This is a genomic window from Vannielia sp. (genome assembly GCF_029212645.1).
In the GTDB taxonomy this organism is placed as follows: domain Bacteria; phylum Pseudomonadota; class Alphaproteobacteria; order Rhodobacterales; family Rhodobacteraceae; genus Vannielia.
The window spans coordinates 47,335-68,994 of the sequence record NZ_JARGND010000008.1 but is presented as its reverse complement, the minus strand read 5'-3'; the positions used below and the strand labels follow the sequence as shown (position 1 = coordinate 68,994).

The window sequence follows — 21,660 nt, the reverse complement described above, 5'->3', positions numbered from 1 at the left end:
TGTGAATGGCCATCGGTTTTTTGATCGTGTTCTTTAGGGTCTCATCTCCCGGTAATTTGCTATTGTGGTCTGCCGAAGCATTGGGGCAAATACAGTCATGAAACGTCAACTTGTCATCACCACTGTTTTGCTTGCCACCGCTGCCTGTACCGACCGGGGTGCCGGGGCCGTGCAGGACTATCCTGCACAGTATCTTTGCCGACTCGAGGCGGGGATCGAGCAAACCGACAATGCCGCCGAGCAGCGTGCTGTCGTGAACGAGTTGGAGCGCCGGGGGATTTCCTGCCACGAAGGCACGGTTGTAGCGGACAACGATTTGTTCTAGCCGGGCGTTAACTGCGTTGCGGAAATGTGCTTTCAACTGTGGTGATGGGGTGGGCAACAGCCTATCCGGGCGCTCGCCACTCCCTCATGAGAGAACGCGATGACCAAGTTTGCCCGCCTCGGGCCGATTACATGCGCCAGACCGCACCCAAGCCGTAAAGCGCCGTGAGCTATTGGCGGGGCACTTTTCCGCCCTATCTCCCCTGAAACAGCAGCAGGAGAGATGACAACCATGGCCCATACACGACGCACCTTCCTAGCCACAGCCGCCGCCGCAGGCGCGATCACCATCCTACCCTATGCGGCCCGAGCGGAGGGCCATGCCTCGGATGTATTCGAGGCTGAGGGAGGGCCGATCACCGTACATCCGGTTGCACACGCTTCCTTTGTAATGGAAACGCCCGCAGGCGTTATCTATGTCGACCCGGTGGGCGACCCGGCGATCTATTCCGGCTTCCCCAAGGCGGATCTGATCCTCGTGACCCATGAGCACGGCGATCACTTCAACGTAGAAACGCTGGCGGCATTGAAAGGCGAAGCGCATCTCATCACCAATCCGGCGGTGGCCGAAAAGCTGCCTGATGACATGAAGCCCGACGAGGCACTGGCCAACGGCGAGAGCACAACATGGAACGGCGTCGCCATTGACGCCATCCCGGCCTATAACATCACGGAAGAGCGCAAGCAGTTTCACCCCGAGGGGCGCGACAATGGCTATGTGCTGAGCCTCGACGGTTTCCGCACCTATATCTCGGGCGATACCGAAGACACGCCGGAGATGCGGGCGCTTAGGGACATTGACCTTGCGTTCTTGTGCATGAACCTGCCCTTCACAATGGATGCTTCAGCCGCCGCTTCCGCTGTGAAAGAAATTGGCCCGAGCTACGTTTATCCCTACCATTACCGCGGGCGCGATGGTGGCAGCCAGGATCCGGCTGAGTTTGCCAATATGGTGGGCGGTGCCGCTGAAGTGAAGATGAGTGCTTGGTACGACGAGCCGCCGAAAAGCTGAAAACGACCCAGTGCTCCGCGCGAGGTGATCCTCGTGCGGAACTATTGGTAAAAGAAATGCACAGCCATAAGATGGAGGCGCAGTGCTGAGGGATCGGCCTCCAAAACCGGCGATATGGGGGCTAACTGGGCTGGCACTGGCTCAACAGGGATGACCGCCTCATTCTCTGAGGGTGGTGTAAAAAGTGCCCCGAACCTGATGGCCGGGGCACTCCTGTTTGATCGGTTGACTGGTTCAGGAGTTGTGGTCGTAAGCGCTTTCTCCGTGGACCGCGAGATCAAGCCCATTGAACTCTATTTCTTCGTCAACCCGCAGCGGCGTGACAAGGCGGACGGCATAGATCAGAACCAATGTGACAACGGTGGTAAACACGCCCACAATGACTAGGGAGCCGAGTTGGGCCACCCAGGTACCCGCGCCGAATACGGCGATCATAATGGTGCCAAAGACACCCCCAACCCCATGAACGGCCATAACATCAAGCGTGTCGTCGATGTGGGCCTTGTTGCGGATCAGGTTTACCATTTCTTGGCAGATGATGCCCGCGACGCCGCCGATAATCAGCGCCTCGATGGGGCCAACGTAGCCCGACGCAGGGGTGATGGACGCAAGGCCGGCAATTGTGCCGGTGACTGCGCCAACCACACTGGCGCGGCCGTATTTTATTTTTTCCCACATGGCCCATGTGAGGGTGGCGGTGGCGGCGGAAAGGTGGGTGACGGTAAGCGCCATGGCGGCCCCACCATCGGCGGCAAGCTGGGAGCCGCCGTTGAAGCCAAACCAGCCAACCCAAAGCAGCGAGGCTCCGATCACCACATAGCCGGGGTTGTGCGGTGGCTTGGAGTTGTCCTTTCGACGCCCCAGCACCACGGCAACGAGCAGCGCGGCAATCCCGGCTGTTTCATGCACCACGATGCCACCGGCGAAATCCCTCACCCCGGTATCTCCGAAGATGCCACCATCAGCCAAGAAACCGCCGCCCCAGACCCAATGCACAACGGGTGCGTAGCAGAGCAGCATCCACAGGCCCGAAAAAAGCATGACAAAGCCAAAACCGATCCGCTCCACATAGGCCCCGACGATCAGCGCAGGGGTGATGATGGCGAAGGTCATCTGGAAGGCAAAGAAAAGCACTTCGGGTAAGTTGGGGGCAACAGAGGAGGGGGTTTCACCGGTGACCCCGAGCAAGAACATCTTGTCAAAGCCGCCCCACCAGCTCGTGGCTTCCCCAAAAGCTATGGAATAGCCAGCGACGAGCCACAGCACGCTCATCAGGCAGGCGATGGAAAAGCAATGCATGAAGACGCTGAGCACGTTGCGCGCCCGAACGAGGCCGCCGTAGAACAGCGCCAGCCCCGGCAACGTCATCAACAGGACCAGCGCCGTTGCGACGATGATCCATGCGGTATCTGCTCCATTCATCGGTATTTCTCCCCCTCGCGTTATGATCTGGTGTGAGAGACAGGGTGTCGCGCGGGGTGAAAAGAGGCGACTATGAGCCAAAGTGACCAAAACGACAGCAATATGCGAACTGCACCAAAAATAGGCTGATTGTGCGGTATTTGGGCAAAAATTAGGCGCGGAAATGTTCAGGTGCGCCCCAAGTAAAGCCGTTCCGATTTCCATGCGCCGCCGTCGTCTGAGCCGGGAGGGCAGAATTTGGCGCGTGGATATGGGCTGCTTCGGTGCGTGAAGGCTGGCTGCCATATCGTGACCGATTGTACTTCACGTCCATGCGCTTTCGTGGCCAGCGCCGTGCCAACCCTATCGCAATGCGACCGCTCGCGTTGCTGGCATTCCTCTTGATCCCCAGCCCCCTCGCGTTTATACGCCCCCGGTGGCCCAAATGGGCCCTGAGTCGATGACGGCTCATCAACTAAGACATGCCGTGGCCGCCCATATCGCTTCGGGGGCGCGTCCGGCCAAGGAGAAGCGACATGAAACTCAATGAACTCCGTCCAGCCGACGGCTCGACCCACAACAAAAAGCGCGTTGGCCGTGGCGTTGGCTCTGGCAAGGGTAAAACCGCCGGTCGTGGTATCAAGGGCCAAAAGTCCCGCTCGGGTGTGGCTATCAACGGCTACGAGGGCGGCCAGATGCCGATTTACCAGCGACTGCCCAAGCGGGGCTTCAACAAGCCGAACCGCAAGCAGTTTGCTGTTGTGAACCTCGGCCTGATCCAGAAATTCATCGACGCCAAGAAGCTCGACGCGAAGAGCGACATCGATGAGGACGCCTTGGTCGCCTCGGGTTTGGTGCGCAGGAAGCTCGACGGTGTGCGCATCCTTGCCAAGGGTGAGTTGACCTCGAAAGTGGCACTTGCCGTAACCGGCGCTTCCAAATCGGCGATCGAAGCCGTGGAGAAAGCTGGCGGCTCGCTGACGGTCACGTCTGCGAAGGCGGCCGAGTAAGCGGCTTGCGGCGGGCCGCGTGCCCGCCTACATGGTCTATGACTTCAAGCGCCGCCGGCCCGCTGGGTCTGGCGGCGCAGTGACATAAAGAAAAGAGCATCACCCAATGGCATCAGCAGCAGAGCAAATGGCCGCCAACCTCAGCTGGGGCGCAATCGGCAAAGCCCCGGAACTGCGGCAGCGGATTTTTTTCACCATAGGGCTTTTGATCGTTTACCGGCTGGGCACTTATATCCCGGTTCCGGGGATCGACGGCACGGCGCTGCGGTCTTTCATGGACGATGCGGCCTCGGGCATTGGTGGGATGCTCAACATGTTCACCGGCGGCGCGATCAGCCGGATGGGGATTTTTGCTCTGGGCATCATGCCCTATATCTCGGCTTCGATCATCGTGCAGCTGTTGACGGCCATGGTGCCCGCGCTTGAGCAGCTGAAGAAAGAAGGCGAGCAAGGCCGCAAGAAGATCAACCAATACACGCGCTACGGCACCGTGGCGTTGGCGACGTTCCAGGCCTATGGCCTAGCGCTGTCGCTTCAGAATGGGGATGCGAATGGCGTTCCCTTCGTCAACGATCCGGGCGTTTTCTTCATTGCGTCCTGCGTTGTGACGCTTGTAGGCGGCACGATGTTCCTGATGTGGCTTGGTGAGCAGATCACAGCGCGCGGTATCGGCAACGGCATTTCGCTGATCATCTTCGTGGGCATTCTTGCCGAAGCCCCCGCAGCGCTGGCGCAGTTCTTTGCTCAAGGTCAGGCCACCCAGAACTGGGGCCTCGTGCTCGGTATGATCGTGATGCTGCTAGCAGTGCTAACGTTTGTTGTGTTCATGGAGCGCAGCCTGCGCAAGATACACATCCAATACCCGCGCCGTCAGGTTGGTATGAAGGTTTACGACGGCGGCTCCAGCCACTTGCCGATCAAGGTGAACCCGGCGGGCGTGATCCCGGCGATCTTTGCCTCGTCACTGCTGCTGCTTCCGACGACGATCAGCACTTTCTCGGGCAATCAAACCGGCGGTGTGATGAGCACGATTTTGGCCTATGTGGGCCCCGGCCAACCGCTCTACTTTGCGCTATTCGCCGGAATGATCATCTTCTTCACCTATTTCTACACGCACAACGTGAGCTTCAAGGTGGATGATGTCGCCGACAACCTGAAAAACCAGAACGGCTTTGTGCCCGGCATTCGCCCCGGCAAACGTACCGCTGAATACATGGAATACGTTGTGAATCGTGTTCTTGTGCTTGGCTCTGCCTATCTTGCCTTTGTTTGCCTGCTGCCCGAGATGGTGCGCAGCGGACTAGGCGTAACGGCGTTTTTTGGCGGCACCTCGATCCTGATCGTTGTGTCGGTCGGTATGGACTTTATCCAGCAGGTTCAGTCACACTTGTTGGCACATCAATACGAGAATCTTATTGAGCGGTCACAGCTGCGCGGCAAAAAGCGTGGAGGCCGCAGCCGGAGGGGGGCAGCACGCCGATGAACATTATTCTTCTCGGACCACCAGGCGCGGGCAAAGGCACGCAAGCCCGCTTGTTGGTCGAAGATCGGGGCATGACCCAGCTATCGACTGGCGACATGCTGCGCGAGGCAAAGGACAGTGGCACGGAAATGGGCAAGCGCGTTGCCGAGGTGATGGCGCGTGGTGAGCTTGTGACCGATGAAATCGTGATCGGTCTGATCCGCGAACGGCTACTAGACACTTCCCACACGGGCGGGTTCATCTTTGACGGCTTCCCGCGCACGCTGGCTCAGGCCGACGCGCTGGGCGCGTTGCTGGATAACATGAATCAGACGTTGGATTGTGTGATCGAAATGCAGGTGGACGACGAAGCGCTTGTTGCCCGTATAACCGCTCGTTCGACGTGTGGCGATTGTGGCGAGGTCTACAATGATCAAACCAAGCCTTGGCCCGCCGACGGCAAATGCGGCAACTGTGGCAGCACCAATCAGACCCGCCGTGCTGACGACAACGAAGAAAGCCTGAAAACCCGTTTGCTGGCCTATTACAAACAGACCAGCCCGCTGATCGGTTACTACTATGCGAAGGGCGACCTTAAAACGGTCAACGGGCTTGGCTCCGTAGAGGCTGTTGCGGGTGAGATCAAAGACGCTTTGGGGTAGGATCTAGGACACCACTGACTGAGTAGAAACGACAACGCCGCTGCCGTTCTGCAAGCGGAGTGGTTGGCATTCTTGTGTTCCTCGCTTCAGGTTGGTTCTTCGGTTCGCCGCACTCGCGCAATTCGGAAAGGTATGAAAACGGCGTGCTATCTCCAAATTCGTTGCGAGAGTATAGACGCAGACCTAAGCATATTATCGTTCCGCGCATTGGTCGCGGCAATGGGTATCGGGGCAGCGGCGAGATCTTTATTCAGAGGGATCATTTTGGAGAAAAAGAGGGAACGAACTGCTCTTGACGCCCTCCAAATCCCCCCCTAAACAGGCCCATCCTGAAAGGGAATCAATTTGTGGTTAACGGGTCGCCCCCGGAACGCCGCAAACAACCTCGAAATGACGCAGCCCGGCGCCAATAGGTCCGGGCTTCCGTTGTGAAAAAAGGGTCTGGAACCACGGACCCGCAACGTAGAAGGACTACCATTTTGGCCCGTATCGCTGGGGTTAACATCCCGACCGCAAAGCGCGTTCCGATTGCGCTGACCTATATCCACGGCATTGGCGACGATAGCGCCCGCAAAATCTGCGAGGCCGTCGGCATTGACCTGACCCGCCGTGTAAATGAGCTTTCCGACGCCGAAGTTCTCGCCGTTCGTGAGCACATCGACGCCAACTTCACCGTTGAGGGCGACCTGCGCCGCGAAGTTCAGATGAACGTCAAGCGTTTGATGGACCTTGGCTGCTACCGTGGCTTGCGCCACCGTCGCAACCTCCCGGTGCGCGGGCAGCGCACCCACACCAACGCACGCACCCGCAAAGGCCCCGCAAAGGCCATTGCCGGCAAGAAGAAGTAAGGGAGGGCTGATCAGATGGCACGCGATACCAAACGCACCAAGAAGAAGGTCTCCAAGAACATCGCCGCCGGCGTTGCTCATGTGAACTCTTCGTTCAACAACACCAAAATCCTGATTTCCGACGTGCAGGGCAACGCCATTGCATGGTCGTCGGCTGGCACCATGGGCTTCAAGGGCTCGCGGAAATCCACGCCCTACGCCGCCCAGATGGCTGCAGAGGACGCAGGCCGCAAGGCGCAGGACCACGGTGTGAAGACTCTGGAAGTGGAAGTGCAAGGCCCCGGCTCCGGCCGTGAAAGCGCGTTGCGCGCCTTGGCTGCCGTTGGTTTCAACATCACCTCGATCCGTGATGTGACGCCGATGGCCCACAACGGTTGCCGCCCGCCGAAGCGCCGCCGGGTTTAAATTTCACGAAATTCACCGGGGTGCCCTCCAAGGCCCCCCGGTTGGTCATTTTATCCTCGGGCGTTCGCAGCCTTGGACATGAGCCGCGAACTGGTATGGAGGCGACAAGAACATGATCCACAAGAACTGGCAGGAACTGATCAAACCCACGCAGCTTGACGTGAAGCCGGGCAATGACCCAGCACGTCAAGCCACTGTTGTGGCAGAACCACTGGAGCGGGGCTTTGGCCTGACGCTTGGCAACGCGCTACGCCGCGTGCTGATGTCGTCGCTGCAAGGCGCCGCAATCACCAGCGTTCAGATCGACAACGTCCTGCACGAGTTTTCCTCCATTGCCGGTGTCCGTGAGGACGTGACCGACGTGGTGCTGAACCTCAAAGGCGTCGCGATTCGCATGGAAGTTGATGGGCCGAAGCGCCTGTCCATCTCGGCCAAAGGCCCAGGCGTTGTCACCGCTGGTGACATCTCGGAAAGCGCTGGCATCGAGATCCTCAACAAGGACCACGTGATCTGCCATCTTGACGATGGTGCCGATCTTTACGTGGAGCTGACGGTCAACACCGGCAAGGGCTATGTCTCGGCTGAAAAGAACCGCCCGGAAGATGCCCCGATTGGCCTGATGCCGATTGATGCGATCTACTCGCCGGTCAAAAAGGTGTCTTACGATGTGCAGCCGACCCGTGAGGGCCAGGTGCTGGACTATGACAAGCTGACGCTGAAGCTAGAAACCGATGGGTCCGTCACTCCCGATGATGCGGTGGCCTATGCCGCCCGCATCCTTCAGGACCAGTTGTCCATCTTTGTGAACTTCGATGAGCCGGAAGCTGCTGGCCGTCAGGAAGAAGACGATGGCCTAGAGTTCAACCCGCTTCTGCTGAAGAAAGTGGATGAGTTGGAGCTTTCGGTGCGCTCTGCAAACTGCCTGAAGAACGACAACATCGTCTACATTGGCGATTTGATCCAGAAGACCGAAGCCGAAATGCTCCGCACGCCGAACTTTGGCCGCAAGTCGCTGAACGAGATCAAGGAAGTGCTTTCGGGCATGGGTCTGCATCTCGGCATGGATGTCGAAGAATGGCCGCCAGAGAACATCGAAGATCTGGCCAAGAAGTTCGAAGACCAGTTCTAAGAACAGTGGGGTGCGCCTTGGCGCGCCCCGCATACGACTGGGCATGATGCCCCAAGGAGAGCCTGCGCTACGCACGCGGGCCAGACAAAGCAAAAACCGCCCGTAGAGGGCACCCAAATTGGAGAAGATACATGCGTCACGCCCGCGGATACCGCCGCCTGAATCGCACACATGAGCACCGTAAAGCGCTCTTTGCCAACATGGCCGGCTCGCTCATTGAGCACGAACAAATCAAAACGACTCTGCCCAAGGCCAAAGAGCTGAAGCGGATCATGGACAAGATGGTCACCCTCGGTAAGCGCGGCGACCTGCACGCGCGCCGTCAGGCCGCTTCACGCCTCAAGCAGGACCAACACGTTGCTAAACTTTTCGAAGTTCTCGGCCCGCGCTACGCCGAGCGTTCGGGGGGTTACACCCGTGTGCTGAAAGCTGGCTTCCGCTACGGTGACATGGCCCCAATGGCCATCATCGAACTGGTTGATCGCGACGTAGACGCGAAAGGCGCTGCCGATAAAACGCGCGTTGCAGAGGAAGACGCAGCCGAAAGCTGATCGTTGCTTCAGATGTGAGAATCAAAAAGGCCCGCTCCGTTATGGAGCGGGCCTTTTTCCTTCACGCGCCGTTAGACGCGGCAACTGCCGCAACGTCACAGGCACGTTTTAGGCGGCGCGGGAGACGCCGGGCATTTCCCCTGCTGCCATCTTCTCGATGATCTGCAAAACAACACGATCTGCGACTGGCGTTGAGCCTATGAATTCAAGGAGATCCGACCGCTGCACCACAGGTAGCTGCATCAGTTGGGCAAATGTCTCGGGTTTAATCTTAAGCACAGAAAACGCTCCCTTGCAGGCTGCTCGGTTTAGCTCAATTTAAGGTTGACTGCCCTGTAAGCAACTTGTCTAAAAAGACATGTCTGACAAACAGAGGATCGCCAAGGAGCTTGATGCGCTAGGGAAGCTGGCCCCCCGTGGGTATTTCGGGGGATTCCACATCCGTTTCGCCTCTCCGCTTCAGGTGTTCCAGACGTATGACACGGCATGGACTGATCATTACACCGCGCAGGCATATGCCCTGCGTGACCCGATGATCGCCTGGGGCTTCTCTACAGAAGGGGAAACGCGGTGGAGTGAAATCGAGTTGCCGGATCCGTTCGGTATTCTTGAAGAAGCCGCGGAATTTGGCTTGAAGTACGGGGTGCAGGTTTCCTGCGGTCCGATTTCATCCCGCACGATTGCAGGCGCAGCACGAGCAGACCGAGAATTTGAAGCGGATGAGATCGTGGCAATCGCGACCATCATCCGCAGGCTGCATGACCTGACAGAGCCTCCGGAGAGTCTCACCCAGGCACAGATAGATGCCTTGCGCTTGATTGCGGCAGGGGATCGTCACACTGCCGCAGCCGCCAAACTTAATATTTCTGAAAGTGCTTTGAAGGCCCGCCTCACCGCCGCAAGGGAACGGCTTCGTGCCCGAACCACGGCTGAGGCGCTTCAACGCGCCAAGGAATACAGACTGCTTTAGAGTGCCGGTTCTCCTGCTAAGCGCAGGGTTTGCTTTTTAACCCACCACCCAAGCAAGCAGGAGAAAGACCATGCAAACCACCACACTCTCTTTCGCGAACCTCCACAACCACGGTGAGCTTTTTGCCAATTTGTTTCGTGCGCGTCGCCAGTCGTTCATTGTGCAGAACAACTGGAATCTGCCCGAAGCCATGGGAATGGAGTACGACCAGTATGACACCCCCGCGAGCCGTTGGGTTGCCGTGCATGACAAAGGCGAAATACTCGCCGGCATTCGGCTTACCCCAACTACCGCGCATTGCGGTATCTATTCCTACATGATCCGGGATGCACAACGGCATTTGCTCGATTCGATCCCGGCTGATTTGCTCGACTACGAGGCCCCGATCAGTGACTCGATCTGGGAATCGAGCCGGGTTTTTGTGAGCCACACGACGCCAATGAACATCCGTCGCCGTGTGCATGCCTATCTGATCATGGAGATGACTCGTGCGGCGCGGGATTTGGGCGCGTCCGAAGTGCTGGGCCTGATCCCGGCCAACTGGCCGCGTTGGGCGCCGCGTTGCGGCCTCAAGGCATCGGCTGCAGGCCCGGTGATGGAGATCGCGGGCGAAAAAAGCCAAGTGGTTTCGATCGACCTTAAGGACAACCTGAATTGATCGCCTTTGATTAAAATCGTCCGGGGCGGGGGTGTGCCTTGGCCCGGACAAACAATTATTTTGCCATACGCTCGTTAAATCGGGCTTCAATGCCGGGTGAGGGATTTCCCATACCCGAAGCAAGCTCTAGATTTGCGTAATGGCTGACCTTTTTGACAGTGCCGCCGCGGTTCCTGCCGCTGATGCGCCCCGCCCTTTGGCAGACCGACTTCGTCCGCAAACGCTGGCCGAGGTGATTGGGCAAGAGCACTTGCTTGGCGAGGAGGCTCCACTGGGAGCGATGCTTGCGGGCGGCAGCCTTTCATCACTGATTCTTTGGGGGCCGCCGGGGGTCGGCAAGACGACGATCGCGCGGCTTCTGGCCCATGAGACCGATCTGGCCTTCGTGCAGATCAGTGCGATCTTTACTGGTGTCCCAGAGCTTCGAAAGGTTTTTGAGGCGGCAAAGCACCGGCGGGCCAACGGACAGGGGACGCTGCTATTTGTCGATGAGATTCATCGCTTCAACAAAGCGCAGCAGGATGGGTTCTTGCCGCATATGGAAGACGGCACCATCGTGCTGGTGGGGGCGACAACAGAGAACCCGAGCTTTGAGCTTAACGCTGCTATCCTGTCTCGCTCGCAGGTGCTGGTGCTCAACCGGTTGGATGGACGGGCCCTGGAGCGGCTTTTGCAGCGCGCCGAACAGGAGCTGGAGCGCGCGCTTCCACTGACTGGCGAGGCGAGGGAGAGCCTGCTGGGCATGGCTGATGGCGATGGCCGCGCCTTGCTGAACCTTGTTGAGCAGGTGGCGGGGTGGAACGCAGCAGAGAAACTGGGGCCGAAGGATTTGGCCACACGGCTGCAACGGCGGGCGGCGCAATACGACAAGTCTGGCGACAGCCACTACAATCTGATCTCGGCGCTCCATAAATCGGTGCGAGGCTCTGACCCGGATGCAGCGCTTTACTGGTTTGCACGGATGCTGGAGGGTGGCGAAGATCCACGCTTTTTGGCCCGTCGGATCACAAGGATGGCGGTCGAAGACATTGGCCTTGCGGACCCGAACGCGCAAACCCACTGCCTGCACGCTTGGGAGGTTTACGAACGTCTTGGCTCGCCGGAGGGCGAGTTGGCGCTGGCACAGGCGTTGACCTACATAGCCCTCGCGCCCAAATCGAACGCGGTTTATGTGGCCTACAAGGCGGCCAAGGGGGCGGCAAAGAAGACCGGCTCGGAGCCGCCGCCCAAGCACATCCTCAACGCACCCACCAAGCTGATGGGCGAACAAGGGTATGGCGCTGGCTATGCCTATGACCATGACGCAGAAGACGGCTTTTCCGGCCAGAATTACTTTCCGGACGGGATGAAGCGGCCGGTTCTTTACCAACCGGTTGAACGTGGTTTCGAACGCGAGTTGAAGAAACGGGTGGAGTGGTTTGCAGCATTGCGAGCCAAACGAAACAAGGGGTGAAGCGCGCCTGCGCTTGACTCTCCGCCGCCCCCGCGCGACACGGCCACATGATTTCAACGCTTGCACAAGTTGCCCTTGGCGGGGCTATCGGCGCCTCGTTGCGTTACCTCTCCGGCGTGGCCGCAATCCGCGCTATGGGGCCGGGTTTTCCGTGGGCGACGCTTACGGTAAATATCGTTGGATCGCTTGCGATGGGGCTCTTTGCCGGCTTCGTTGCCAACAAAGGCGGGCAGCACTTGGCTCCCTTTGTAATGACCGGGCTTTTGGGCGGGTTCACCACCTTTTCGGCCTTCTCGCTTGATACGATCACCTTGTTCGAGCGGGGTGCCATGGGGCAGGCCGCGATTTACGTTTTGGGCTCGGTGTGCCTTTCGGTTCTGGCGCTCTTCGCCGGGCTTCTCATTTCTCGCGGGGTATTCGCATGAGCCGGGTTCAAATGTTGCCTGTTGGGGCCGATGATGCCGGTCAGCGGCTTGATCGGTGGTTTCGCCGGATCTTTCCGCATGTGCCGCAGGGGCGGATCGAAAAGATGTGCCGCAAGGGCGAAATTCGGGTGGATGGGGGCCGTGTGAAAGGCTCGACCCGTTTGGAGGAGGGCCAGGAGGTGCGTATTCCGCCGCTCCCCGAAGGGGCTGCGCCTGAACCAACGAAAGCGGCGACGGTTTCAAACGCCGATACCAAGCTCATTCAGGATGCTGTGATCTGGAAAGATGACCACATCATCGCGATCAACAAACCACCTGGCCTGCCAACGCAAGGGGGCAGCAAGCAAACCCGCCATGTGGATGGGTTGGCAGAGGCTCTGAAGTTTGGTCTGGATGACAGGCCGCGGTTGGTACACCGGCTCGATAAGGACACATCCGGCGTGCTGCTTCTTGCCCGGAGCCGCAAAATTGCCGCCGACCTTACCGCTGCGATCCGCCACCGTGAAACGCGCAAGATCTACTGGGCTGTCGTTGCAGGCGTGCCGGTTCCCTACCTTGGTGAGATCAAATATGCGCTGGTCAAAGCTCCGGGCGGTGGTGCGGGAGCGGGCGAGAAAATGCGCTGTATTCACCCTGATGAGATGAAGGCCACGCCCGATGCGAAACGAGCGATCACCCAATATGCCACACTGTACCGTGTGGCCTCGCGCGCTGCTTGGGTGGCGATGGAGCCGATCACCGGGCGCACCCACCAGTTGCGCGCCCATATGGCCGAGATCGGCCACCCGATCGTGGGTGATGGTAAATATGGCGGCTCGGCGCAGGAAAACATGGGTGACGGTTGGGGCGCCAAAATGGGTGGGATCATCTCGGGGAAGCTGCACCTGCATGCCCGTTCGATCACCTTTGAGCACCCGGTCACGCGCAAATCTGTCACCGTGACCGCGCCCCTGCCTGAGCACATGGCGCAAACCTTCGAAACCTTTGGTTGGTCACCGGACCTTGCCAAGGATGATCCATTCGACGCGCTGACATGAGCAAATTACGCTGCATCATCTTTGACGTGGACGGCACGCTAGTAGACAGCCAGGCTGACATCTTGGCCTGCATGGAGGCCGGGTTTGCGGTGGTGGGCCGGGAAGCGCCGCACCGGGAAGCGGTGCTGTCAATCGTCGGCCTCTCGCTCGATTCGGCCATGGCGCGGCTTTGCCCGGAGGCGAGCGGCAACGAATTGGTGCAGATGGTCGAAGGTTACAAGGCGGCCTATGTGGCGCGGCGCAAGGCCGCGGGGGCAGGGCATGCACATTTCTACCCCGGAATGCGGGAGCTTCTGGACGAACTGGCGCAGGTGCCGGAAAATCTACTGTGCATCGCCACCGGGAAATCACGCCGGGGCCTGGACGCACTACTGGAATCGGCCGGGATGGAGAGGTTTTTCCTGTCCACCCAAGTGGCAGATGACCATCCCTCCAAGCCGCATCCCTCAATGATTGCAAGGGTTTTGCGCGATACGGGGGCTGAGGCTGCGCAAGCGGTGATCATAGGTGACACCAGCTATGATATTGAGATGGGTCGCGCGGCGGGCGTGGGAACGATTGGGGTAAACTGGGGCTATCACCCGGTGACAGAGCTTGAGGCTGCGGGCGCTGGCGAGATCGTTACGAGCCCTGCTGCATTGCCAGCGGCCATCCAGCGGGCAACCGGAGGTTAGACGATGGCAGAATGGGCACCAACACGGTTTTGGAAAGAGGCCGGCGTCAGCGAGGCCAACGGTGGTTATGCCGTTCTCCTTGACGGTAAACCGGTAAAAACCCCGGCCAAGGCTGCATTGGTGACGCCCTCACGCGAAATGGCCGAAGCCGTGGCGGCGGAGTGGGATGCGCAGGACGGCAGGGTAAACCCTGTCACCATGCCAGTGACGCGCTCCGTCAATTCGGCAATTGATCGGGTTGCTCCCCAATTCGAAGAGGTCGCTGAGATCGTGGCCGCCTATGGCGAAACTGATCTGATTTGTTATCGCGCCGAGGCTCCGGAAGCCTTGGTGGCAGCGCAGGCCGAGGCGTGGGATCCTTGGCTGACCTATGCCGCTGAAACCCTGAGTGCGCCTATGCTGGCCACAACCGGCGTGATGCATGTTGCCCAACCGGCCAACTCGGTTGCCGCCCTGAGATCGCATGTGGCCGCCGTTGACCCGTTCACGCTGACCGCGCTGCATGATCTGACCTCACTTTCCGGCAGCCTGGTGATGGGGCTTGCGGCTTTGCGCGGAGAGGCAGACCCCGAAGCCCTTTGGCAAGCCAGCCGGGTGGACGAGCTTTGGCAGATCGAGCAGTGGGGCGATGATGAGGAAGCCGAGAAGGTGGCGCAGCGTAAACGGGGGCATTTTCTGCACGCCGCGCGCTTTAATCGGTTGGCCGCCGGGGAGAGGTGATTCTCTTTTCTGCGACCGTGATAAGGGAATTGACGAAGCTGTTGCTCACTATTTGGGCAAAAAACCCTTTTCCTCTGGGGAATTGCCTGTGACCGCCCTTGACCTCTTCCCGTGATTTTGGCCAACTTGCGCTTATTCGGTCGGTGCGACGAAAAATCGGGCACCACCATTCACTCCGGCATTCTAGCCGGGCCCCCATAGAGCCGTGTGAACAACGGCATGGGAAGATCAGGAAGAGGTATACATGAAAAAATCCGTATTCTTTAGCGCGCTGACCGTGGCTGGCCTTGCTGCCACCGCGTCGGCCGCTGCAACGCTGGACGACGTGAAGGCGCGCGGCACGCTGAACTGCGGCGTGGCGACCGGTGTGCCCGGCTTTGCCGCGCCCAACGCCTCGGGCGAATGGGAAGGCTTCGACGTGGCTGTGTGCCGCGCAGTTGCTACTGCCGTTCTGGGCGACCCTATGGCCGTTGAATTCGTGCCAACCACCGGCAAGACGCGCTTCACCGCGCTGGCATCCGGCGAGATCGACGTGCTGGCCCGTAACACCACCTGGACGTTCTCGCGTGACGTTGACCTGAAGTTCACCTTTATCGGCGTGAACTACTATGACGGTCAGGGCTTTATGGTTCCCAAAGAGCTGGGCGTTTCGTCGGCCAAGGAACTTGATGGCGCGACTGTCTGCATCCAGACAGGCACCACCACCGAGCTGAACCTTGCTGATTTCTTCCGGGTCAACAACCTGAGCTATGAGCCGGTTCCGATTGAAACCAACTCCGAAGCACAGCAGCAGTATCTTGCTGGCGCTTGCGACGTTTACACCACCGACGCTTCCGGCCTTGCCGCCACACGCTCGACCTTCGAAAACGCGGCTGATCACGTGATCCTTCCCGAGATCATCTCGAAAGAGCCGCTTGGTCCGCTCGTGCGCCATGGCGACGATGAGTGGGGCGATGTTGTCCGCTGGTCCTTCTACGCGATGGTTGCCGCTGAAGAATATGGCGTGACCTCCGCTAACGTTGGTGAGATGTCGGCCACTGCCGGTGACAACCCGGAAGTGAACCGCCTGCTCGGCACCGAAGGCAACCTTGGTGAGATGCTCGGCCTCGACGCTGATTTCGCCAAGAAAATCATCGAAAACGTTGGTAACTACGGCGAAGTCTTCGCGGCCAACATCGGTGAGAGCACGCCGATCGGCCTCGCACGCGGGCTCAACGCCCAGTACACCGAAGGTGGCCTGATCTACGCTCCGCCGTTCCGGTAAATACATCTGCAAGGGGCGCGGCGCTGGCTGCGCCCCTTCGCCATTCGGGGACAAAATCAACTGATAATAGCCGGACCGGAGGCTAGCGGGGTGAACCTCGCAGCAGGGAGAGGTGCGGCATCATAGCTCGGGGGAGCGCCTATATGGCAACCACAGTCAGCGAACCGCCCAAGGCCGGATTCCGCCTGTCGATGCTGATCTACGACACCCGCTACCGATCGATGACGATTCAGGTGGTGGCGCTCATCGGGTTCCTGATCCTGATCGGCTTTCTCGTCAGCAACACCATCCAGAACCTGAACGAATTGGGCAAGGACGTCAGCTTTGACTTCCTTGAAGAGCCAGCTGGCTATGACATCAACCAAACGCTGTTGGACTATAACAACCAGCACAGCCACCTGCGTGCCGCTGTCATTGGCCTGCTGAACACACTCTTGGTGGCCTTTCTGGGCTGCATTACCGCAACCATTATCGGCGTGATCGTCGGCGTGGCGAGGCTTTCCAACAACTGGCTCGTTGCTCGCTTGATGACGATCTACGTCGAGATGTTCCGCAACGTGCCGGTGCTGTTGTGGATCGTGTTTGCCATGGCCATCCTGATCGAAACCCTGCCCAGCCCGCGCGACTTTAAGTCAGGCGAGGCTACGATGTCGCTGTTTGGCAGCACCGCCTTCGCCAATCAGGGCATCTTCATTCCGCGCCTGATGGCCACACCATACGCTTGGCTTTTGTTGCTGGTGTTTCTTGTCTGCGTCGCAGCGGTGATCTACATCCGCAAGCGGGCGCTCAAGGTGCAGGCCAACACGGGTAGGCTGCCCAAGACCGGGCTGATCTCGCTGGTTACGCTGGTGGTGCCGGTCTGCGTTGTGTTCCTCGGCCTGTCCGCGCTCAGCCGCTCCAACACTCAGGTGATGATCGCCGCTGGCCTTGATCAGCCCGTCACCGCCGCCGTGGCTGCAGAAGAACTCGGCTCGTTCGATCTCTGCTATCCTTCTGGCTCTGCGAGCAGCCTTGCCGCGCGCCAGTTCCTCGAAGCCGCCGAAATAAAGTACCGCCGGCAGGACTACTTCAGCAAAGACGCCGCGCGGCGCAATTTCATCCGAGGCCGCTGTGATGTGTTGGTGGTCGATCAATCCAGTGCCAGTGCCACCCTCGCAGCGCTCTCCGAGGAGATGCGCGACGGTACCAAGCTCACCGTGCTTGCCGACGACTTTTCCGAGGGCAATGCCGTGCGGGTCGAGTATCCGCGTATTACCGAAACGGGCATTCCGCGTTTCGAGGGTGGGACCGTGCTGCGCAACTCTCTGCTCGCCCTCTGGCTGGCACTGTCGCTCTACACGGCCGCCTTTATCGCCGAGATTGTGCGCGCAGGCATCCTTGCAATCTCTGCGGGGCAAACCGAGGCGGCCAGCGCGCTCGGGCTGCGGCCCAAGCGGATCATGTCACTGGTGGTGCTGCCACAGGCGCTCCGGGTCATCATCCCGCCGCTGATCTCGCAATATCTGAACCTCACCAAAAACAGCTCTCTGGCCATTGCCGTTGGCTACATGGACCTTACCGGAACCCTGATGGGCATCACCCTCAACCAGACCGGCAAAGAGCTGGAGACGCTGATGATCGGGATGCTGATCTACCTCCTCATCTCGCTTTCGATCTCTGCGGGGATGAACTGGTACAACAACCGCGTCAAACTGGTGGAGAGGTAAGATGAGCAATCTGCACGCTGATACCGTCGCCTATGTGCGCGACACCATGCTGGAGCAACGCGAACCGCCGCTCTCGACCGTGGGAATTCTGGGCTGGGGCAAGAAGAACCTCTTCACCGGCCCGTTCAACACCATCGTCACCATCCTCTGCACCGTTTTCGTGGCCTATGTGCTGTGGATGCTGCTGCCCTGGTTTATTAGCCCAACATGGCAGGCGGCCTCACTCTATGAGTGTCAGGGCATACTGCGTGAATTGGGCCGTGACGGCGGGCATTTCGGCGGGGCCTGTTGGGGCGTGATCCGCGACCGTTGGGTCCAGCTCCTGGCCGGTTTCTATCCGTCAGACCTCTACTGGCGTCCGTTACTCGCGCTGGCCCTTCTTGGCGTGGCCATCGCGCCAGTGCTGTTTACCCGGCTCCCGCGCAAGCTTGTCTGGTTCACCGCCGTCTACCCGGTGGTCTTCCCCTGGCTGCTCTGGGGCGGGGCTGTTTGGGTTCCGCTTCTGGTGATAGCCGGCGTCATGCTGTCGGTCTTTGTCTACAAACTGGTGGGCAGGTTTTCGTCCCCTCTGTTCGGTATTATCGCCGGGGTGCTCTTTGCAGTGTTCTGGTTTACCTGGGCCACCGGAGCGATTTCCACCACGATAGACCGGGTTGTCGGCAGCGCGCGGATCGAGAGCGTTTTGGCAGAAACCGATGCTCAAATCGCCGAGCTGACGGCTGAGTCTGTCGCTCTCGAAGCCGAAATAGACGCGACCGAGGCCCGCATTCTTGAGATTATCTCCTCGGTGTCCGAGCCCGAAGGGGCGGGCGACGGTGCGTATCTCGATGCGATTCAGCGCGCAGCCCCGGATCGCGCCATTCTGGCAGATCTGCGTGACGAGTTATTCGTGGTCGGCGGCGAATTGGGTCGCCTGCGGGCCCTTAAGCGCCAGATCGACGACCTGCCAGCACAGATCAGCATGCTTCCGGATTTAGAAGAAGAAGCCATCGAGCTACGGCAAGCGCTGCCGGACAGTGTAAAGGACGTTCACTCCGAAGTCGCAATGGACACCCTGCAAGCGCAGATCCTTCAGGGCGATATCGACGTGCCGACAGAAGATCTGAATGCTCTGAAAAAGACCCTTGCGGCAGAAAAGAACGTTGCCGACACGGAACGGGCCATCCGCAGCACCTACAATGATGTCGCCCGTATCGGTTTGGAACCGGTCAGCTCTCGCCGTTTCGGGGGGATGCTGGTGTCGATCACCATCGGGGTCGTCGCCATTGCCTGTTCGCTCCCGCTCGGCATCGTTCTTGCGCTAGGGCGGCAATCGGACCTGCTGATCGTCAAATCGCTTTGCGTCGGCTTCATCGAGCTCATGCGCGGCGTGCCTTTGATCACCCTTCTTTTCGTGGCTTCGACCCTGCTCAATGTCTTCCTGCCGCCGGGTACCAATTTCGATATCATCCTGCGCGTCATCATCATGGCGACGCTGTTCGCCTCAGCCTATATGGCCGAGGTGATCCGGGGTGGTCTCGCAGCGTTGTCCAAGGGCCAATATGAGGGCGCGGACTCCCTCGGGCTGAACTATTGGCAGGCGCAACGGCTGATCATCATGCCACAAGCGCTGAAGATCTCGATCCCGGGCATCGTGTCAACCTTCATCGGGCTGTTCAAGGATACTACGTTGGTCTCCGTCATCGGGATTCTCGACCCACTTGGCCTCAGCACCTCAATCCGCTCTGACCAGGCTTGGAACGGGGTTGTCTGGGAGCTTTACGGCTTCATCGCCCTGTTGTTCTTCATCTGCTGTTTCTCCATGTCCCGCTATTCCATGTATCTGGAGCGTAAGCTTCAGACTGGCCACCGCTAAGGAGCTCACCCATGTCTGACGTTGCTACAGCCCGAGAAATCGACCGCTCAAAGATGCAGGTGAGCGACGAGGTCGCCATCGAAATCAACAACATGAACAAGTGGTATGGCACCTTTCATGTGTTGCGCGACATTGATCTTACCGTGCATCGAGGCGAGCGCATCGTGATTGCCGGGCCTTCCGGCTCGGGGAAATCAACGCTTATTCGATGCATCAACCGCCTTGAAGAGCATCAGGAAGGGCAGATCATTGTAGATGGGACAGAGCTGACCTCTGACCTGAAAAACATAGATAAGATCCGCTCTGAAGTTGGGATGTGTTTCCAGCACTTCAACCTCTTTCCCCACCTGACGATCCTTGAGAATTGCACACTTGCTCCGATCTGGGTGCGCAAGGTTCCCAAGAAAGAAGCCGAAGCGACGGCGATGGAATACCTTGAGAAGGTCAAGATTCCGGAGCAGGCCAACAAGTATCCCGGCCAGCTCTCGGGTGGGCAGCAGCAGCGCGTGGCGATTGCCCGGTCGCTCTGCATGAAGCCCCGCATCATGCTGTTTGACGAGCCAACATCGGCGTTGGACCCGGAGATGATCAAAGAGGTGCTCGACACGATGATCGAGCTTGCCGAGGAAGGCATGACCATGATTTGTGTGACCCACGAAATGGGCTTCGCGCGGCAGGTCGCCAACCGGGTGATCTTTATGGATGCAGGTCAGATCGTAGAGCAGAACGAGCCGGAAGAGTTCTTCAACAACCCGAAGAGCGACCGGACCAAGCTGTTCCTCAGCCAAATCCTCGGGCACTGAACGTAGCAAGCGGGGCGCAAAGCGCCGCCGATCCTATCAGATTTTCAGGAAACGCTGTGCCAGCCTTGGCACCCATGAGTTGAACCGCAGCGGTGCATCGGTTGCTGCCAAGCAAATGCAGGCCGGGCCGGGATCGGCGATAGGTGTGTGCTCCAACGTATCATCGGCAATTTCAACGTCGCCTGGGCCAAAATGGCCGGTTTCATCGGAAAAGCTGCCTTGCAACACAAGCGTAAGCTCCAGCCCCTTGTGCCCGTGGTCCGGCACAGCTACGCCACCGGGGATGTAAAGCAGGCGCACCGTGCCTTCAGGTGTTGCGCATAGAATCTGCTGCTTCACCCCCATACCGGCGGCTTTCCAGCGCGGCGGATGGCCTTTGAGAGCCGCCATGACAGGACCGGGGAAAATGCCCTGCCGTGCAGGGACGGGAGCTTCCGTGCGTGGTTGATCAAGCTGCGCCAGCGTCGCTGGCAGCAGATCATCATCAAGCGCGACGGCTTCGGTTTGATCCAGCACGGCGCCGCCCATGGCCTCATGCGCCTCAAGGGCCGCGCGGCAGGAATCGCATAGCGAGACATGCGTTGCGACGACCAGAGCAAGATGCTCTGGCAGGGTTCCCGCAGCATAGGCCGCGATGATTGGGTCGGTCAGGTGGTGTTTCACATCGGTCATTTCATGTTCACTCATGGGGTTCTCAACCCCTTCAAATCGTGGCGTAGGCGCTCTAGCCCCAGCCGGATGCGTGATTTGATGGTGCCCATGGGGATGCCCATCTCTTCACTCAATTCCTGGTGGGTTAGTTCGCCCAAATAGGCGCGTTCGATCACCTCTCGCTGTGCCGGTTTCAATCCGGCAATGGCCTCACGGAGCTGCGTGGCCTCTTGTTCCAGTGCCACGATTTGCCCTGCGTCGGGCTCTGATCCGGGCTCTTCTTTCATCTCCTCGGGCATTGGCCGGGCCTCGCGGCGCAGCATGTCTACCCGTGCATTCCGCGCGATCGTGAAGATCCACGCCGATACGTTGGCGCGGTGCGGGTCATACAGCGCGGCTTTGTGCCAGACGCGCAGCATCGCCTCCTGTGCGATTTCCTCGGCTTGTGCCGCTCCGCACCCGCCCTTGATCAGGAAACCCTTGATCCGGGGCGCAAACATCCGGAACAGCTTGGCAAAAGCTGCCCGGTCCCGCTCATCGCGGATCGCCAACATCGCCTGTGTTTCTTCACTAAACTCAGTCAAACGTTCGCCCCCATGGCCGCAACATGCCACCACCTCGGGAGGCATCATGCCAGTCT

At 59.2% G+C, this 21,660-nt stretch carries 23 protein-coding genes and 1 pseudogene; 20 read left to right on the top strand and 4 right to left on the bottom strand.

What is annotated here, in order from left to right; genetic code table 11:
• Nucleotides 1–97: 97 nt before the first annotated feature.
• Together P1U55_RS04450 and P1U55_RS04445 are read left to right on the top strand one after the other, a co-directional pair.
• Entirely contained in the window at nucleotides 98–325 is a 228-nt protein-coding gene (locus P1U55_RS04450; RefSeq protein ID WP_301046298.1) for a hypothetical protein, read from the top strand.
• A gap of 231 nt (nucleotides 326–556) precedes the next feature.
• Nucleotides 557–1,336 carry an MBL fold metallo-hydrolase gene (locus tag P1U55_RS04445; RefSeq protein WP_301046297.1) on the top strand — a complete coding sequence of 260 codons (780 nt, stop codon included), beginning with the start codon at nucleotides 557–559 and terminating at the stop codon, nucleotides 1,334–1,336.
• A gap of 234 nt (nucleotides 1,337–1,570) precedes the next feature.
• Here the strand turns inward: P1U55_RS04445 and P1U55_RS04440 are convergent, their stop codons facing one another.
• Nucleotides 1,571–2,758 carry an ammonium transporter gene (locus P1U55_RS04440; RefSeq protein WP_301046296.1) on the bottom strand — a complete coding sequence of 396 codons (1,188 nt, stop codon included), beginning with the start codon at nucleotides 2,756–2,758 and terminating at the stop codon, nucleotides 1,571–1,573.
• 515 nt (nucleotides 2,759–3,273) lie between these two features.
• Here P1U55_RS04440 and rplO point away from each other — a divergent pair.
• The 7 genes from rplO to rplQ all read left to right on the top strand — a co-directional run bounded on the left by rplO (nucleotide 3,274) and on the right by rplQ (nucleotide 8,804).
• On the top strand, nucleotides 3,274–3,747 hold the full coding sequence (gene rplO, locus P1U55_RS04435) for a 50S ribosomal protein L15 (protein ID WP_301046295.1): 474 nt from the start codon (nucleotides 3,274–3,276) through the stop codon (nucleotides 3,745–3,747).
• A gap of 106 nt (nucleotides 3,748–3,853) precedes the next feature.
• A complete protein-coding gene (gene secY, locus P1U55_RS04430) occupies nucleotides 3,854–5,230 on the top strand; it encodes a preprotein translocase subunit SecY (RefSeq protein ID WP_301046294.1) in 1,377 nt (458 codons plus the stop codon).
• Entirely contained in the window at nucleotides 5,227–5,871 is a 645-nt protein-coding gene (locus P1U55_RS04425; protein ID WP_301046293.1) for an adenylate kinase, read from the top strand. The genes secY and P1U55_RS04425 overlap by 4 nt, the downstream gene beginning before the upstream one ends.
• Nucleotides 5,872–6,350: 479 nt before the next feature.
• Nucleotides 6,351–6,719: a 30S ribosomal protein S13 gene (gene rpsM, locus P1U55_RS04420; protein WP_301046292.1), complete on the top strand. Its 369-nt coding sequence runs from the start codon at nucleotides 6,351–6,353 to the stop codon at nucleotides 6,717–6,719.
• A 15-nt stretch (nucleotides 6,720–6,734) separates the two neighbouring features.
• Nucleotides 6,735–7,124 (top strand): 30S ribosomal protein S11, encoded by a 390-nt coding sequence (rpsK, locus tag P1U55_RS04415; RefSeq protein WP_301046291.1) that lies wholly within the window; start codon nucleotides 6,735–6,737, stop codon nucleotides 7,122–7,124.
• Between the two features lie 112 nt (nucleotides 7,125–7,236).
• Nucleotides 7,237–8,253, top strand: a complete 1,017-nt coding sequence (locus P1U55_RS04410) for a DNA-directed RNA polymerase subunit alpha (RefSeq protein ID WP_301046290.1) — start codon at nucleotides 7,237–7,239, stop codon at nucleotides 8,251–8,253.
• A 131-nt stretch (nucleotides 8,254–8,384) separates the two neighbouring features.
• Nucleotides 8,385–8,804, top strand: coding sequence for a 50S ribosomal protein L17 (gene rplQ, locus P1U55_RS04405; RefSeq protein ID WP_301046289.1), 420 nt, complete (start codon nucleotides 8,385–8,387; stop codon nucleotides 8,802–8,804).
• A 108-nt stretch (nucleotides 8,805–8,912) separates the two neighbouring features.
• On the opposite strand, the gene P1U55_RS04400 is transcribed toward rplQ, so the two are convergent.
• Nucleotides 8,913–9,083: a hypothetical protein gene (locus tag P1U55_RS04400; RefSeq protein WP_301046288.1), complete on the bottom strand. Its 171-nt coding sequence runs from the start codon at nucleotides 9,081–9,083 to the stop codon at nucleotides 8,913–8,915.
• A 79-nt stretch (nucleotides 9,084–9,162) separates the two neighbouring features.
• Between P1U55_RS04400 and P1U55_RS04395 the strand changes: the two genes are divergently transcribed.
• The 11 genes and pseudogenes from P1U55_RS04395 to P1U55_RS04345 all read left to right on the top strand — a co-directional run bounded on the left by P1U55_RS04395 (nucleotide 9,163) and on the right by P1U55_RS04345 (nucleotide 20,369).
• A complete protein-coding gene (locus P1U55_RS04395) occupies nucleotides 9,163–9,774 on the top strand; it encodes an autoinducer binding domain-containing protein (RefSeq protein WP_301046287.1) in 612 nt (203 codons plus the stop codon).
• Between the two features lie 70 nt (nucleotides 9,775–9,844).
• The gene (locus P1U55_RS04390; RefSeq protein WP_301046286.1) at nucleotides 9,845–10,432 is read left to right on the top strand and encodes an acyl-homoserine-lactone synthase; all 588 of its coding nucleotides are present in this window, start codon (nucleotides 9,845–9,847) and stop codon (nucleotides 10,430–10,432) included.
• 139 nt (nucleotides 10,433–10,571) lie between these two features.
• Nucleotides 10,572–11,885 (top strand): replication-associated recombination protein A, encoded by a 1,314-nt coding sequence (locus tag P1U55_RS04385; RefSeq protein WP_301046285.1) that lies wholly within the window; start codon nucleotides 10,572–10,574, stop codon nucleotides 11,883–11,885.
• A gap of 47 nt (nucleotides 11,886–11,932) precedes the next feature.
• Nucleotides 11,933–12,310 carry a fluoride efflux transporter CrcB gene (crcB, locus tag P1U55_RS04380; RefSeq protein ID WP_301046284.1) on the top strand — a complete coding sequence of 126 codons (378 nt, stop codon included), beginning with the start codon at nucleotides 11,933–11,935 and terminating at the stop codon, nucleotides 12,308–12,310.
• Nucleotides 12,307–13,347, top strand: a complete 1,041-nt coding sequence (locus P1U55_RS04375; RefSeq protein ID WP_301046283.1) for an RluA family pseudouridine synthase — start codon at nucleotides 12,307–12,309, stop codon at nucleotides 13,345–13,347. Before crcB ends, P1U55_RS04375 begins: the two co-directional genes overlap by 4 nt.
• Nucleotides 13,344–14,021, top strand: a complete 678-nt coding sequence (locus P1U55_RS04370; protein WP_301046282.1) for an HAD-IA family hydrolase — start codon at nucleotides 13,344–13,346, stop codon at nucleotides 14,019–14,021. Before P1U55_RS04375 ends, P1U55_RS04370 begins: the two co-directional genes overlap by 4 nt.
• Nucleotides 14,022–14,024: 3 nt before the next feature.
• Entirely contained in the window at nucleotides 14,025–14,741 is a 717-nt protein-coding gene (locus P1U55_RS04365) for an ATP12 family chaperone protein (RefSeq protein ID WP_301046281.1), read from the top strand.
• A 244-nt stretch (nucleotides 14,742–14,985) separates the two neighbouring features.
• Nucleotides 14,986–16,005 (top strand): amino acid ABC transporter substrate-binding protein, encoded by a 1,020-nt coding sequence (locus P1U55_RS04360; protein WP_301046280.1) that lies wholly within the window; start codon nucleotides 14,986–14,988, stop codon nucleotides 16,003–16,005.
• Nucleotides 16,006–16,148: 143 nt separating this feature from the next.
• Nucleotides 16,149–17,711, top strand: a complete 1,563-nt coding sequence (locus P1U55_RS04355; RefSeq protein WP_301046279.1) for an ABC transporter permease subunit — start codon at nucleotides 16,149–16,151, stop codon at nucleotides 17,709–17,711.
• A 1,192-nt stretch (nucleotides 17,712–18,903) separates the two neighbouring features.
• Nucleotides 18,904–19,566, top strand: a pseudogene (locus P1U55_RS04350) (amino acid ABC transporter permease); the annotation flags it as partial.
• Between the two features lie 11 nt (nucleotides 19,567–19,577).
• The gene (locus P1U55_RS04345) at nucleotides 19,578–20,369 is read left to right on the top strand and encodes an amino acid ABC transporter ATP-binding protein (RefSeq protein ID WP_301046278.1); all 792 of its coding nucleotides are present in this window, start codon (nucleotides 19,578–19,580) and stop codon (nucleotides 20,367–20,369) included.
• A 36-nt stretch (nucleotides 20,370–20,405) separates the two neighbouring features.
• Here the strand turns inward: P1U55_RS04345 and P1U55_RS04340 are convergent, their stop codons facing one another.
• Both P1U55_RS04340 and P1U55_RS04335 read right to left on the bottom strand, forming a co-directional pair.
• Nucleotides 20,406–21,041: a ChrR family anti-sigma-E factor gene (locus P1U55_RS04340; RefSeq protein ID WP_301046327.1), complete on the bottom strand. Its 636-nt coding sequence runs from the start codon at nucleotides 21,039–21,041 to the stop codon at nucleotides 20,406–20,408.
• Between the two features lie 11 nt (nucleotides 21,042–21,052).
• Complete coding sequence (locus P1U55_RS04335; RefSeq protein ID WP_301046277.1) at nucleotides 21,053–21,604, bottom strand: sigma-70 family RNA polymerase sigma factor; 552 nt, start codon at nucleotides 21,602–21,604, stop codon at nucleotides 21,053–21,055.
• Nucleotides 21,605–21,660: the final 56 nt, after the last annotated feature.